The organism is Streptomyces sp. NPDC088194 (genome assembly GCF_040702025.1).
In the GTDB taxonomy this organism is placed as follows: Bacteria; Actinomycetota; Actinomycetes; order Streptomycetales; family Streptomycetaceae; genus Actinacidiphila.
On record NZ_JBFBIV010000001.1, the window covers coordinates 26,509 to 40,892 of the forward strand.

Annotated in this window: 13 protein-coding genes; 8 read left to right on the top strand and 5 right to left on the bottom strand. The window is 75.6% G+C overall.

All coding sequences use genetic code 11. The features are described from left to right. Positions 1–46 precede the first annotated feature (46 nt). The 3 genes from AB0399_RS00120 (at position 47) to AB0399_RS00130 (ending at position 4,133) form a co-directional block, all read left to right on the top strand. Positions 47–1,219 carry an epoxide hydrolase gene (locus AB0399_RS00120; RefSeq protein ID WP_329366574.1) on the top strand — a complete coding sequence of 391 codons (1,173 nt, stop codon included), beginning with the start codon at positions 47–49 and terminating at the stop codon, positions 1,217–1,219. Positions 1,220–1,441: 222 nt separating this feature from the next. Continuing rightward, positions 1,442–2,530: a hypothetical protein gene (locus AB0399_RS00125; RefSeq protein WP_366409703.1), complete on the top strand. Its 1,089-nt coding sequence runs from the start codon at positions 1,442–1,444 to the stop codon at positions 2,528–2,530. A 424-nt stretch (positions 2,531–2,954) separates the two neighbouring features. Then, positions 2,955–4,133 carry a glycosyltransferase 87 family protein gene (locus AB0399_RS00130; RefSeq protein WP_366409704.1) on the top strand — a complete coding sequence of 393 codons (1,179 nt, stop codon included), beginning with the start codon at positions 2,955–2,957 and terminating at the stop codon, positions 4,131–4,133. Here the strand turns inward: AB0399_RS00130 and AB0399_RS00135 are convergent. Together AB0399_RS00135 and AB0399_RS00140 are read right to left on the bottom strand one after the other, a co-directional pair. Further along, a complete protein-coding gene (locus AB0399_RS00135) occupies positions 4,076–4,771 on the bottom strand; it encodes a response regulator transcription factor (protein ID WP_366409705.1) in 696 nt (231 codons plus the stop codon). The two genes, AB0399_RS00130 and AB0399_RS00135, sit on opposite strands and share 58 nt — an antisense overlap. Continuing rightward, a complete protein-coding gene (locus tag AB0399_RS00140; protein ID WP_366409706.1) occupies positions 4,759–6,045 on the bottom strand; it encodes a sensor domain-containing protein in 1,287 nt (428 codons plus the stop codon). The genes AB0399_RS00135 and AB0399_RS00140 overlap by 13 nt, the downstream gene beginning before the upstream one ends. A 267-nt stretch (positions 6,046–6,312) precedes the next feature. Between AB0399_RS00140 and AB0399_RS00145 the strand changes: the two genes are divergently transcribed. The 3 genes from AB0399_RS00145 to AB0399_RS00155 all read left to right on the top strand — a co-directional run bounded on the left by AB0399_RS00145 (position 6,313) and on the right by AB0399_RS00155 (position 10,762). Beyond that, positions 6,313–7,791, top strand: coding sequence for a hypothetical protein (locus AB0399_RS00145; protein WP_366409707.1), 1,479 nt, complete (start codon positions 6,313–6,315; stop codon positions 7,789–7,791). 110 nt (positions 7,792–7,901) lie between these two features. Next, on the top strand, positions 7,902–9,227 hold the full coding sequence (locus tag AB0399_RS00150) for a MoxR family ATPase (protein WP_329366563.1): 1,326 nt from the start codon (positions 7,902–7,904) through the stop codon (positions 9,225–9,227). Positions 9,228–9,496: 269 nt separating this feature from the next. Beyond that, positions 9,497–10,762 (top strand): VWA-like domain-containing protein, encoded by a 1,266-nt coding sequence (locus AB0399_RS00155; protein ID WP_329366561.1) that lies wholly within the window; start codon positions 9,497–9,499, stop codon positions 10,760–10,762. 45 nt (positions 10,763–10,807) lie between these two features. Here the strand turns inward: AB0399_RS00155 and AB0399_RS00160 are convergent, their stop codons facing one another. The 3 genes from AB0399_RS00160 to AB0399_RS00170 form a co-directional block, all read right to left on the bottom strand. After that, positions 10,808–11,488 (bottom strand): TOPRIM nucleotidyl transferase/hydrolase domain-containing protein, encoded by a 681-nt coding sequence (locus tag AB0399_RS00160; RefSeq protein ID WP_366409708.1) that lies wholly within the window; start codon positions 11,486–11,488, stop codon positions 10,808–10,810. A 120-nt stretch (positions 11,489–11,608) separates the two neighbouring features. Continuing rightward, positions 11,609–11,761, bottom strand: a complete 153-nt coding sequence (locus AB0399_RS00165) for a hypothetical protein (protein ID WP_366409709.1) — start codon at positions 11,759–11,761, stop codon at positions 11,609–11,611. Positions 11,762–11,789: 28 nt separating this feature from the next. Next, the gene (locus tag AB0399_RS00170; protein ID WP_366409710.1) at positions 11,790–12,443 is read right to left on the bottom strand and encodes a TetR/AcrR family transcriptional regulator; all 654 of its coding nucleotides are present in this window, start codon (positions 12,441–12,443) and stop codon (positions 11,790–11,792) included. Between the two features lie 230 nt (positions 12,444–12,673). Between AB0399_RS00170 and AB0399_RS00175 the strand changes: the two genes are divergently transcribed. After that, positions 12,674–13,306 (top strand): NAD(P)H-binding protein, encoded by a 633-nt coding sequence (locus AB0399_RS00175; protein ID WP_366409711.1) that lies wholly within the window; start codon positions 12,674–12,676, stop codon positions 13,304–13,306. 42 nt (positions 13,307–13,348) lie between these two features. Further along, positions 13,349–14,305 (top strand): ADP-ribosylglycohydrolase family protein, encoded by a 957-nt coding sequence (locus tag AB0399_RS00180; protein ID WP_366409712.1) that lies wholly within the window; start codon positions 13,349–13,351, stop codon positions 14,303–14,305. The last annotated feature ends 79 nt before the right edge of the window (positions 14,306–14,384 follow it).

Sequence of the window (14,384 nt, forward strand, 5' to 3'; positions counted from 1 at the left end):
TCGGGAGGGCACGGCCGTCAGGCGTGCGGTCGGTAGGGTGCGCCTTATGCCGGATGTCGCCGCCCTGCCCGAGCCGTTCACCCCGTCGACCGACCCCGCGGCGCTGGCGGACCTGCGCGCGCGGCTGCGCGCGACCCGCTGGCCGGACGCGCCGGCCGACGCCGGCTGGTCGCTCGGCACCGACCTGGACTACCTCCGCGAGCTGGTCGCGTACTGGGCCGACGGCTTCGACTGGCCGGCGCAGGAGGCGGCGCTCGCCGCGCTCCCGCACTTCCGCGTCCGGCTCGGCGGCCTGGGCATCCACTTCGTCCACGCGCGGGCCGCGGCCGCGCCGGCCGGCACAGCGCTGCCGCTGGTGCTCAGCCACGGCTGGCCGGACTCGTTCTGGCGCTACGCGAAGGTCGTCCCGCTGCTCACCGACCCCGGCGCGCACGGCGCCGACCCGGCCGACGCGTTCGACGTGGTCGTGCCCGACATGCCCGGCTACGGCTACTCCGACCGCCCGACCGGCCCGCCGCTGAACTCCATCGCCGTCGCCGGCCTGTGGGCCGAGCTGATGGACGTCCTCGGCTACCGGCGGTTCGGCGCCGCGGGCGGGGACATCGGCAGCCATGTGAGCCGGTACCTCGGACTCGACCACCCCGAACGGGTCGTCGCCGTGCACCGTACCGACGCGGGCGTGCCGGTCTTCGGCGGCGACCCGGCGGATCTGGCACCCGAGGAGCGCGCCTGGTTCGAGAGCGTGGCGGCGTGGGGCGGGGCCGAGGGCGCCTACGCCGCCATGCACCGTACGAAGCCCCAGACTGCGGCCTTCGGCCTCACCGACTCGCCGGCCGGGCTCGCCGCGTGGATCGTCGAGAAGCTCCGGTCGTGGAGCGACTGCGGCGGCGACATCGAGCGCAGCTACACCAAGGACGAGATCCTCACCAACGTCACGCTGTACTGGCTCACCGGGACCATCGGCTCCTCGATGCGGATGTACGGCGCCAACGGCGCGATCCCGCCCGCCCAGCTCGCCCGCCGGGTCGAGGTCCCCTCCGGCTTCTCCCTCTTCCCCGGCGACATCGCCCGCCCCCCGCGCGCCTGGCTCGACCGCACCGCGAACGTCGCCTACGTCAACGAGCCGCCGCGCGGCGGCCACTTCGCGGCGTTCGAGGAGCCCGAGCTCTACGCCGAGGAACTGCGTGCCTTCTTCCGCCCCTTCCGGCGCGCGCTCTAGGAGGCTTTCCGGGCGCTGGAGGGCTCGGGAGAGCGCTGGCGGACGCCGCCGCGGATTCCCCCCGGGGCGGGTTGTCGGTGCTCGCGGCTATCGTGGCCTGCGTCGCGGCATGTGCGGCCGGCGAAGGGGGCCGGTGTTCGCGCAGGGCCGCTCTGTGACGATATGCGGATGGCGAGCGGTCCTGGGGAGGGTCCGCCCGCGCGCCAGGGGTGGGAGAACGCCATGGGAAACAACGGGGATTCCATACCGGACGAGGAGTGGGAGCGCTTCCTGCGGGAGGCCGAGGCCGGGACGCGCAGCGCGCCTGTGGAGCCGTCGGCGCGGGCCCGGATGGTCGCACGGCGGCTGCGGGAGGAGGCCGGACCCCCGGAGGGATGGCGGGCCCACCAACCGCCCCGGCGCGGACGGGCCAAGGCGTGGTACGCGGTCGGACTCCTGCTCGTGGTGGGGCTGCTGGTCGTGGCGCTGGACCCGGGGCGGGCCGCCGGATGGTTCGGGGGCGGTAGCGGAAACGGCGACGGGAAAGCCGGCCGCGCGGACGCGTCGCCCACCGCGAAGTCGTCATCCCGACTGCCCACGCCGGAAGAGCCGTTCAGAGGATCGCCGGCGGCGCAGTGGGACGACGGCACAGCCGGGATCAGCATGCCCACCGCACGGGCGACCGGTTGGATGACCGAGAAGCAGGTGGCGCGGGCGCTCCAGCAGAGCCTGGACTTCCTGGCGGCGGCCAGCCTCGACCCGGCGGTGATGCGCGGGGAGCGGCCGAAGAAGGCGATCGCCCTGGTCAATCCGCACCAGAGCGACGTCCAGGACTACCTGTCGACCGCGTTCCGCACGCCCAGCCAGGAGAACGACCCTCTGCTGATGTTCAGCCGCTTCGCGCAGACGAAGGTGCGGCTGGTGGGGAGCGTGGTCAAGACGCGGGGACGGATCACGTTCCGCGAGGGCAAGCGCGGCGCGCTGGAGGTGACCAGCGATGTCACCTACGTCTACCCGGTCGTCCGCGCCGCGAAGGGCAGCGACGAGGTCGCGCGCACCATCGTGCGCCGCGAGACGGTGATGAGCTGGGACGACCCGGCGAAGGTGATCACCGAGCCGGGGACGTTCTCCTTCGTCTCCTACAAGATGGACGCCACCAACGGCGGTTGCAGCAACTACACGGGCTATTTCCGCCCCGAGTTCACCGCCGACCGCGCCCCGAGGAGCCCCGGAAGCGGCCCCGAGATGGACCCGTACGACCGGACCACCTCGATGAGCGAACGCCTGCGCGAGGCCGACGGAACGGAGTGCGGGACGGCCACGCGATCGTGACCGATCCCGGTCACCAGGGGTAGGGAAAACCCGACCGTGAGGTCTCGACCTGGCTGTCATGACCTGATGGGGCCGGTCGAACTGGAATGGCCGGGTGGCTATTCGTCGATTTCACGGTTCCGCCGATCCGCGAAAGCGGTGGGGTGCGGGATGGCTCGTCGCCGCTTTCTGGGCTTTCGGATTTCCGCTGGTCTCCGGCCTGGAAACCCAGCGGATCTGGGGATTCTGCGCGGGAACCGGCTATCTCTGCGCCGCGGTTGCCGCGTTCCTGCCTCCGCGCCCGCCCGCCGGCAGCCCGGCCGGCGTACGGGCCAGCGCAAGGGCGGGCATACGGGCCGGAGCACGGGCCGGCGCATGGGCGGGCATACGGGCCGGAGTCGGGTGCGCGCTCGCCGGGGCCGTCGTCCTGCCGTTGCTGTACTGCGTGTTGAGCGGCCGCGCGCAGAGCGAGGTCGGCGTCATCGAGCGCTCCGGGCAGCTCCTGCTGCACGGCCACAGCCCCTACGTCGCCCACCCCCGGACCGTCCTCGACTACGACCCCTACCTGCCCGGGATGGCCGCCTTCGGGCTGCCGCGGGCCCTGTTCGGCGACGGGGGCCCGCTGCTTCGGCTGCTCGGCGACGCCCGCGTGTGGTGCGCGCTCGTCCTCCTCGGCTGCCTGGGGCAGGGACGCCGCATCCTGCGTACGCCGGTCGCCGGCGAAACGGCATCGGTAGAGGATCGGTTGGGGTACGGCACCGCCTTCGCCGCCCTGGTCGCCTCGCCGGTGGTGGCACTGCCGCTGTGCGTGAGCGGAGTGGACCTTCCGCTGACCGGTCTGCTCTGCCTGGCGCTCGCGCTGGCCGCCCGAGGGCGGCCCACCGCGGCGGGGCTCGCCGTCGCGGCGGCCTGCGCCCTCAAGTGGACGGCGTGGCCCGCTCTCGCGGTGGCGGCGTCCTTGCTGGCGCACACCGCGGGCCGGCGGGCCGCCCTGCGCTTCGCGGGCGTCTCGGTGGCGGGCACCCTCGCGCTGGTCCTGCCCGGAGTGCTGTGCTCGCCCGGGGCGGTGGCCGAGCAGGTGGTCGCCTTCCCCACGGGACGCGGCCGGTTGGCGACCCCGGCCCGGAGCCTGCTGCCCGGCCGGCTGCTCGCGGAGTCGGGCCCCGCGGGCTGGTACGCGGCCGTCGCGCTCCTGTCGGCGGGCGCGCTGGCGGTGGGCGCCTCACTGGTCGTACGCCCGCCGTCCGACGCTGTGGCGGCCGCCGACCGGCTCGCGCTGGGCCTGTGCGCGGGGTTCCTCCTCGCCCCGGCCGGGCGGTTCGGGTATCTCGCGCTGCCGGTCACGCTGGCGGTGTGGACGCGGCTGGCCGGCACGGGGAGCCGGGTGGGACGGGCGGCGGAGCGGCGGGCGCCGGAACGGGGTGCCGGACGGGAAGCGGAATGTCGCTCGGGGCGGGAAGCGGAGGACCCGGACGCGGCGGTGCGGCCGGGGCGGGAGGTCGCGGTCGGGCCCGGCCGGGCGGTCCGCGCTCGGCGGGCGGTCGGCGGTCGGCGGGCGGTCGGCGGTCACCGTGCGGTCGGCTCTCCCGCCGGCCGGTCGGCGTCGAGGTGGCCGCGCAGATAGGCGAGGACGGCCAGCACCCGCCGGTTGCCCTCGGCGGGATCGAGGTCCAGCTTCATGAAGATGTTGCCGGAGTGCTTGACCACCGACGCCTCGGTGACGGTGAGGCGCCGGGCGATGGCCTGGTTGTTCAACCCCTGTGCCATCAGGGCGAGTACCTCCCGCTCCCGTGGCGTCAGCCGCAGCAGCGGCTTGGCGGCGCTCTGCTCCCACAGCAGCACCCGCACCACCTCCGGGTCGATGACGGTCCCGCCGCCCGCCACCCGGTCCAGGGCGTCGAGGAACTCCGCCACCTCGCCGACCCGGTCCTTCAGGAGATAGCCCAGGCCGCCCTGGTCCGGCGGCCCGCCGAGGAACAGCCGCGCGGCATACGCGCCCGCCACGTACTGGGAGAGCACCAGGACCGGCAACTCCCGGTGTCTGGCGCGCAGTTCGAGGGCGGTACGCAGGCCCTCGTCGCGGAAGGCGGGCGGCATCCGTACATCGGTGATGACCACGTCGGGCCGGTCGGCGTCCACCGCGCGGGCCAGTTCCGCGGCGTCGCGGACGGCGGCCGTCACCTCGTGGCCGACACGGGAGAGGAGTTCGACGAGTCCGGCACGCAGCAGCACCGCGTCCTCGGCGAGCACTACACGGAGCACGGGACCTCCAGGGTGAGACGGGTCGGGCCGCCGACGGGGCTGGTCACCTTGAGCCTGCCGTGCAGCACGGCCACGCGGTCCGCGAGTCCCTGCAGCCCCGCACCGGCCGAGGGGTCCGCGCCGCCGCGTCCGTCGTCGGTGACGGTCACGGTCAGCAGGTCGCCCGCCAGCCGCGCGGCGACGGTGACCGCTGAAGCGCCGCTGTGCTTCGCCGCGTTGGTGAGCGCCTCGGTCACGGTGAAGTAGGCCACGGTCTCGACGGGGCCGGGCAGCCGGTGCGGGAGGTCGACGTCGACGGTCACCGGGACGGGGTGGCGCAGCGCGACCTCGCTGGTGGCGGCGGCCAGTCCGTGGTCGGTGAGGACCTGGGGATGGATGCCGCGGACCAGCCCGCGCAACTGGTCCAGGGCCGCCCGGGCCTCCGCGCGGGCCCGGGAGACCAGCTCGGCGGCGGGCGTGCCGGCCGCGTCCTGGCTCCGCAGCTCCCACTCGGCGAGCCCCAAGGTCATGGTGAGCGCCACCAGTTGCTGCTGGGCGCCGTCGTGCAGGTCGCGCTCGATCCGGCGCCGCTCGGCCTCGAACGCGTCGACCAACCGGACCCGGGACCGGGTGAGTTCCACCACCCTGGTGCCGAGGTCCGCCTCGACGGCCGGCAACAGCGCCAGGGCGACGCGCACTTGCGCGCCGGCCAGCACCCCGCCCGCATAGGCGCACACCGTCAGCCCGGCCAGACCCGCGGCCGTGGCGGGCAGGGCGGCGACCGGACCGCTGATCGACCTGCCGGGGATGAGCATCAGGGTGTCCGGGGCGATCAGCCACGCGAAGACGGGCGTGGTCACCAGCAGCGCGGAGAAGCCCAGCAGCGCCGTGAAGCCGAGACCGGCGGCGGTGAACACCACGCCGAGCACCAGCGCGTACCCGAGTTCGCGCCAGGTGGCCCGCTCCTTGAGCCGGGCGCGCAGCCAGGGCAGTGCCCCGACGCCCGGCAGTGAACCGTGCGGGTCCGGCAGCGGCTCCGGCTCGACCAGGCGCAACCTGCGCCGCTCCACCGCCGCGACGGGCACCCCGCAGGCCGCCGCGGCCATCAGCACCAGCACGCCGACGCCGACCACCGAGAGCCCGAGCCCGACGACGAGCAGCGTGGTCAGCGCGACCAGGACCGCGCACCCCACGACCGCGCCCGTGCACAGGTAGGCGGCGCAGCGCAGCGGCCACCGGGAGAAGAGGAACCGCACCGGTCGCCGGCGCAGCGCGTCCCACACGGCAACGGTCATGGCCTCTCTCCTCCCGCCGGTCGCGCGCGCCCGTTTCCTCCCCTTGAGGACTCCGCTCCGGCGGAGCGGGTTGCCTGGTGGGGAGGGGCGGTGGGCCCCGGGTGGGGAGGGGCGGACGGGCGGCGGCCGTGCTGCCGCCGGCGGGGTCGGAGGGTCGGGGGCGGCCGGGGAGGACTGACAGATCGGCGGCGAGGTGCTTATGATGCCCGGGATGATGAACTTCTCCTCGTACGGATTGGGGGACTCGTCCGCGCAAGGTGAGTGCTGATGGCACTTCACTTCGCGAACGGGATTCCGCCCCGCCTGCTGATGTGGCAGCGCGTACGCGAGTACGCCGTGCCACCGTCCATGATCGGGACCGTGACCGCACGGCGTGCGGTCGGCGACTGGGCGGGGGCCTGCGCCGCCGCCCGGATCGACGTCGATCTCGATCTGCGCGCCGTGCGCGACCGCCACGGCACCGATGTCGCCACCCGACTGCGAGCGGATCTACGCCGGTTGGCGCCGGATCTGCTCCGCTGGCACCTGCCCAGGACCGCCCCCGACGGGCGGCTGCGGCCGGGCCTGACCCTCTGCCTCGCCCGGTACGGAAGCGCGCGCACCGCACTGGACCTGGTGGTGCGGACCCCGCCGTCCTGGGCGGACGCCGGCCAGCGGCTGTCGCTGGCCCTGTGGGAGGGGCCGGGGCACGACACCCCCGAGCCGCCCCCGCTGTGGCCGCACCCCCACCCGCACCCCGGTCCGCATCCGCACCCGCACCCCGACCGGCGGTTCCGGCTCGACCTGCACCGGCACCTCTGGGACGCCCGGCGCAGCGGCGAACTGGCGTGGCGGTGCGGCGCGGAGGGCGCGCCAAGGTCCAGGACCCTGTCCTCGGCACCTCCCGAGGTGCCCCTCGACGAGGCCGCCACCGACACGGACTCCCTGTGGGCGGCGGCGACTTGGGCCGCGGAGGCGGAGCTGCTGCTGCGGGCCGAGGGCCGTCCGCGCGGCGCCTTCACCGTACGGCTCGGGGCGCGCCGCCGCGCGGTGCTCGAACTCGTCGCGCCCGACGACAGCCACGCACCCACGTGCCGGCCGGTGCGGGAGGCGCTGCCGCCGCAGGAGGTCGCGGCGCTTCCGATGCTGCCGGAGGTCGCGGCCCGGGTACTGCCCGATCTGGAGCTGCTGCGGGCCGGGTTGGTCGCGGCGGACCGGCTGCATCCGCTCGTCGCGGCGGCGTTGGCGGCGTACGTCTCGGCCCCGTCGGCCGGTCCCGCCCCCGAGCCCGGTGATCCGCACCGGGTGGAGTGCCGGGGCGAGGTGCACCGGATCGCCCTGCGGGACGGGGTGTTGACGGCGGTCGACCACGACCCGGACCAACTGCGCCGGGAGGAACTGCTGGTGGCGCTCGGCGGGCCCGCGCTGCCCTGCCTGCGCGCCATCGACACGGTGCACCGCGACCCGGAGGCGCTGCCCGCGGTCCGGGAGCGGCTCGGCCATGGCGACGTCGTCGGGGCGCTGGCCGTGGTCGAGGGGCTGCTCGGACCGAACGCGGTGCTGCGGGACGGTCCGCTCCGGCGGGAGCTGGAGTCCGCCGCGGCCCGCCGGGTCGACCACGGGCTCTTCCGCGCGGGGATGGCCCCCGTGCCGGGTGCGGGGCGTACGAACGCCGCTCGCCGTCAGCGGCCCGGCCGCGCGACGCCTGCCTACCCGAGCAGCAAGGGTTCCAGCCGGGCCCGCCCCCGTACCGGCCAGTACCGCTGACCCGCCACACCCCCCGAACTCCCCTTCTCCCGAGGCGCGTTCCGCTCGCGCACGCCCATGACCTCCGGGACGGGCCGACCCGTCCCCGTACACGACCCCAGGTGATGCCCATGACGTCCAGCACCCTCCTGCCCGCCCCGGCTCCGGCCGCGGGCGTGCCCGTATCCACTGTCCCGCCCACCGTCGCGCCCGCCGGGGCCTCCGGCACTGACGCCCAACTCGCCGTGGCCGAGGACCTCCTGACCCTGCTGCGGACGACCAGGACGGAGCCCCGTCCGGACGAGCAGCTCGAAGCGCTCACCCTGGCCGTCGCGGCCGACCTGCCCGTGCTGCTGTGGGGGGAGCCGGGCATCGGCAAGACCGCGGCCCTGACGCAGCTCGCCGCCACCCTCGACCTGCCGCTGACGACCGTGATCGCCAGCGTCCATGAGCCGTCCGACTTCTCCGGGCTGCCCATCGTGGGCGAGGAGCCCGAGGTGCGCGGGGTGCCGATGGCGCCGCCGCAGTGGGCCGTCGAACTCGTGCGGGCCGGGCGGGGGTTGCTCTTCCTCGACGAACTGTCCACCGCCACCCCGGCGGTCCAGGCCGCGCTGCTCCGGGTGGTCCTGGAACGGCGGGTCGGCGCGCTTCAACTGCCCCCGGGCATCAGGATCGTGGCCGCCGCCAACCCGCGCGCGTCGGCCGCGGACGGGTGGGAGCTGAGCCCGCCGCTGGCCAACCGGTTCGTGCACCTGTACTGGGTGCACGACCGGGAGGTGGTGGTCCGCGGTCTGGGCGGCGTCTGGCCCCGGGCGGAACTGCCCCGGCTGGTGCCCGAACGGCTCTCTGAGGCGGCGGACTTCGCCCGGCGCGCGGTCTGCGGCTTCCTCCAGGCCCGGCCGACCCTGATCCACCGGCTGCCGACCACCGAGACCCGGCGCGGCGGCGCCTGGCCGTCACCGCGGAGCTGGGAGGCCGCGCTCACGCTGCTGGCGTTCGGCACGGCGGCCGGTGTCTCCCGCGAGGTGCTGGCGCTGCTGGTGCGGGGCGCGGTCGGGGACGGACCCGGCCTCGAACTCCTCGCCCACCTGGACCGGATGGAGCTGCCGGACCCGGAGCTGATGCTGGCCGATCCGGCCGCCGCCGAGCTGCCGGAGCGGGGCGACCTGCGCCAGGCGGCCCTGGAGTCGGTGGTGGCCGCCGTCGGCGCGCGGCCGGAGCGGGACCGGTGGGAGGCGGGCTGGGCAGTACTGGCCCGGGCGCTGGAGACCGGCGCGCCGGACCTGCTGGTCGCTCCGGCGACGGCGCTGGCCGCGCTGAGGCGCGAGGAGTGGGAGGTGCCGGCGGGCGTGGAACGGCTGACCGGGGTGATCGGCCTCGCGCGCCGGGCGGACCGGTCGGTGCGGCGGGCCGAGGCCGCGCCCGGCGCGCGGCGGACGCCGGGGGAGCGGCGATGACGGGGGCCGCGAAGGGTACGGGGCCGCAGCCGGGTTCGGTGGCGCGTTCGTCGTCCCGCGATGTGCCGCGTCCGGTGCCGCGCCCGGTGCCGAGCCCGGGACCGCATCCGCGTACGGCGCCCAAGCCCGCGCCACCGCGTACGGCGCCCAAGCCCGCGCCACCGCGTGCGGCGCCCAAGCCCGCGCCACCGCGTGCGGCGCCACCCACCGCGGCGCGGGACGGCGCCGCACCGCGACCGGGTGCCACCCAGCCCGGAATCCCGCTGGACATGGAGAAGTTGCTGGCCGCCCGGCTGCACGCGGTGAAGGTCCGCCCGTACCTCGCCGACGCGCTCTTCGCGCTGCACGTGGTCGAGGACCGGTCGGTGCCCACGATGGCGGTGGACGCGCACTGGCGCTGCTACGTCTCGCCCGGCTTCGTGGCGCGGATGCCGGTGGAGGAACTGGCGGGCGTATGGGTGCACGAGGTCTCCCACCTGCTGCGGGACCACCACGGGCGGGGCGAGCGCTACGCGCGCGAGCAGGAGGACCGGGAGGGGCGCGGCCGGGGCGCGCGGAGCGAGCAGGAGGTGCGGCAGGCCGAGCGCTGGGAGCGGCTGCGGCGGAACATCGCCGCCGACTTCGAGATCAACGACGACATCTACGACGACCTCCACGGCAAGGGCCTGCCGCGCCCCACCGGCGCGGTGCTGCCCAGCCTGCTCCGGCTGCCCGAGGGCCTGCTCATGGAGGAGTACCTGCGGACCTCGTCGCTGTCCGGGGCCGCCACGGACCTCGCCTGGCTGGACTGCGGCAGCGGTGCCGACGGGCAGGCCCGGCCATGGGAGTCGGGGCCCGACGGCGCGCAGGGGCTCAGCAGGCAGCAGCGGGACGCGGTCCGCTTCCGGGTCGCCGAGGCGATCAAGGGCCGGCCGGGCAGTGCTCCGCAGGGATGGCGCCGATGGGCGGAGGAGGCGTTCCATCCGCCGCAGCCCTGGCGGCAGTTGCTGGGGGCGGCGGTCCGCTCGGCGGTGAGCGCGCCGGGGGCGGGCGGCGACTACAGCTACCGCCGCCCGTCGCGGCGCTCCGCCGGTGTGCCCGGGGTGCTGATGCCGAGCCTGCGCCGTACCCCGCCCCGGGTCTGCGTCGTGATCGACACCTCCGGGTCGGTGAGCGACGCCGAACTGGGCAGCGCGCTGCTGGAGGTGGCGGCGATCACGCGCGCGGTGGGCGGACGGCGCGACCTGGTGTCGGTGATCTCCTGCGACGCGGCCGCCGGGATCGCCGTCCCCATCTGCCGGGCCGAGAACATCGAACTGGTCGGCGGCGGCGGGACCGACCTTCGCTCCGGCTTCGCCCAGGCGCTGCGGTCCCGGGTCCGGCCGGACGCGATCGTCGCGCTGACCGACGGCCAGACCCCCTGGCCCTCCGCGCCGCCGCCCTGCCGCACCGTCGTCGGCCTCTTTCCCCGCCCGGCCGACTCCGTGGACGAGGAGGACCCCGACTACGTCCCTCTGGACCCGCCCACCTGGGCCCGCGTCGTCACCATCGGCTGAACGGCCGTGCCGCCGCGCCCGGTGGGACCGTCAACGCGGGCGCGGTCAGAGGCTGTTGAGGAGGTCGTCGAGCGGCGGCGGGACCAGGTCCGGGGGGAGGGCCTGCACGAGGACATGGCCGTAGCGGATCTTGCGGCCCTTCTTCGTGCCGATGAAGCGCCGCAACTGCCGCGGTGCGGCGCGGTCGCGCTGCGCGGGCTGCTGCAGGAAGGTGCGCAGCGCGCGCAAGTCGCCTTCGGCGCGCACGAGTTCCGTCACCCGGGGCACGCCGAGCGCGCGGATGAGTTCGTCCTCCAGGTCCGCCGCGCAGACGAAGAACCGTTGCCGCGCGGCGCCGGCGCGCGCGAAGCCCCGCTCGTAGAAGCCGCGTTCCGCCTCGTCGCACAGCCCGGTCAGGCGCAGGTCCAGGCCGGTCGGGCCGAGTAGTTGGGCGAAGCGCGCGATGCTCATCGCGCCGCCCATCGCCAGGACGCAGACGCCCTCCCCCTCCAGGTCCCGCCCCCGGGCCGCGGCCAGCGCGCCGACCGCCGCGACGTCACTCGGCCCCTCCACGAGCACCACGGTCCGCACCGCCGCCCGTCCGGCCCACTCCGCCGCGATGTCCCCGGCCGGCCTTTCGGCCGTATCTCCTCCCGCACCCCTGGGCGCGCCCCCGGTCACAGCCCCGGCCGCACCTTCGGCCGCCCACGCCGTGACCGCCTCCCGGAACTCCTCCATACCCGCCATGCGACGAGTCTCCGGCCCCGCCACCCGCGACGGAACCGAATTTCCGCGGTCGGGACACCGGCCCGCGCGCCGCGGCCCGACCGCGGGCCCTCGAACGCGGCGAGGAACAGCCGCCGACCGTCAGACCACCCTCCGGTCGGCGAGCGCGGCCACCTCGGTGAAGTACGCGCGGAACAACGGCTCGTCACCGGTCGGCACCCGGAACGCGGGCGAGGCGGAGTACCGGAAGGCGGCCGGGTCGGTGCCGTAGGGCGCGGCGTTCGGATCGCCCACGCAACCGATGAACAACTGGCCCGCCCGGCTACGGCAGGCGCGCCGCGATCTCGCCCGCCGGCCGGCCCGTGTGCAGGGCGAGCAGGTCCACGATCAGGTCGTCCAGGGGCGGCCAGGGGATCGTCCCGTGGTCGTTGTAGAGGCTGATCAGGCCGTGCATCGCGGTCCACAGCATGAGCCCGGCCTGCCACTGCTGCGCCGCCCTGGACCCCTTCCGGTCCGGTTCGGTGACCGCGGTCAGGGAGGCGATGACGGCCCCGAGCATCTCGGCGCCGGCGCCGTGCGTCGATACGGGGACGAGGTCGGCCGGCATCCGCCCGCCGAAGAGGGTGCGGTAGTGGCCGGGCTGTTCGACCCCCCAGCGCACGTAGGCCGCGCACCGGGCCACCAGGTCGGCGAGCGGGTCCGGGGCCGGGCGGGCGGCCTCGTTCATCAGCCGGGCCAGCTCGTCGTAGCGCAGCCGCAGCACGTGCTGGATCAGCGCGCCCAGGTCCGGGAAGTGGCTGTAGATGCTGGCCGGCGCGACGCCGACCTCCCGCGCGACCTGCCGGAGCGTGAGTGTCTCCGGCTGGTCGAGGGTGGCGAGCAGCTTCGCCGCGGCCTCCACGAGCTGGGCCTTGAGCACCTGCCCCTGGCCGCGCGGGTTGCGGCGGCGGGCCGCGGCCCGCTCCTGAGACGACACCGTCGCTCCCTTTCCGACGTCCGATCCGACTTTCCGGCCCTCCCGGCCCTCCCGGCCCTCCCGGCCCTCCCGGTTCCGACCTTCCGGGTTCCGGCCTTCCGACCTGCGTGAACCGTTCGGCGACGACGGTTCACCCTACCGCTCCCCGCTCCTGGGCAGCTCCTTGACACCGATAACCAACACTTGTTTACTCATATGACCAACAGTTGTTCAGTCAAAGGCGGATGATCATGCGAATCGCAGTACTCGGCGCGACCGGGAAGACCGGCCGCCTCCTCGTGGAGCAGGCGCGGGAGCGGGGTCACGAGGTGGTGGCGCTGGTGCGGGCCCCGGACCGGTTCGCCCCGCCCGCGGGTGCGGAGGCCGGGGCGGGCGCCGGGCGGGTGGAGGTCCGGCGGGCCGACGTCTCCGCTCCCGGGACCTTCCCCGCTCTGGACGACGTGGACGTGGTCGTCTCGGCCGTCGGCATCAGCAAGGGGGACGGCCCGGGCGCGCTGGCCGCCGGCGCGCGGCGGCTGGCCGAGGCGCGCGTCCGTACGGTGTGGCTCGGCGCGCTCGGGACGGGCCCGTCCAAGGGCGCCGGCGGGCTGATCTACTCCGCGGTGATGCGGATCTTCGTCGGCGCGGAGCTGGCGGAGAAGGCGGAGGCCGACCGGATCGCGCTCGACGCCGGCGCGACCGTCTTCCACGCGCCGGACCTCACGGACGGGCCCCTCGGGCCCGAACGCCGCACGGTGCCGCTCGCGGACTACCCGCGCCCCCTGCTCCCGCCGCGGACCTCCCGCGCCACCGTGGCCGCGCTCATGCTCGACGAGGCGGAACGCACGCACCCCTCCGCCGGAGTCGTCATCCCCCTCGGCTGACCCGCACCTCCCGGGGGGCGCCCGTCCCCCTACGCTGCCGGCATGGATCGGATGGAGCGCGCGATCGGCGCGGTGGTCGGATCGGCGGTCGGGGACGCGCTGGGCGCGCCCTTCGAGTTCGGTGCGGCGGGCACGTTCTCCACCCGGTTCCCGAGGGCCGGTGTGGGCGGTGAGATGTGCGGAGGCGGCGGCTGGGAGGTCGGCGAGGCCACCGATGACACGCAGATGGCGGTGCACGTCGGGGAGTCGCTGGTCGAGCGCGGCGGGTTGGACCTGCAGGACGTCTTCGCGCGATTCCGGCGTTGGGCGGCGGCCGAGCCGAAGGATATCGGGTTGCAGACCGAGGATGTCCTGACCAACGGACTGCCGTGGGACCAGGCGGCCGAGGCCCACTTCCGCGGCAATCAACGGGCGGCAGGGAACGGCGCGTTGATGCGGGCCGCCACGTCGGGGGTGTTCTTCGGCGGGCGGGGAAGGGCGGCCACGATGGACGCGGGGCGCCGGCTGTCCGCGCTCACCCACGGGGACCCCGCCGCGTGGGAGGGCACCGCGATCTTCCACGAGTTGCTGCGCGTGGCGCTGGCCGGCGCCGACCCGCTCGACGCCGTTCCGGCCGCGCTTGCCGCGGCGAGCGCCGAACACCGCGAGCGGTACGCGGTCGTGCTGGCCCCTGGCTGGGAGCCCGAGCAGGCAACGGAGTTCAACGGCGCCGTGTGGCCCTGCCTCGGCTCGGCAGTCTGGGCGGTGCGGACCACCACCTGCTACGAGGACGCGGTGCGCGCTGCCGTGGACCTGGGCGGCGACACCGACACCGTGGCGGCTGTCACCGGCGCGCTGGCCGGGGCGGTTCACGGCATCGCAGGCGTTCCAGGTCGCTGGACGGAGCCGCTGCACGTCCCGCTCCCCGGGGCCGCCGGACCGCCCCGGGTTCTTCGCCGCAGGGAACTGGAGGAACTGACCGCAGAGTTGCTGGCCGCATCGGCGCGGTCCGGTTCGTAGGCGCGAACGGCGTGGGGGCGTGGGGCGCCGGCGGGGCCGCCCACTTCTGTGGGCGGGCCCGGGGGACGGGGGTGGGGCG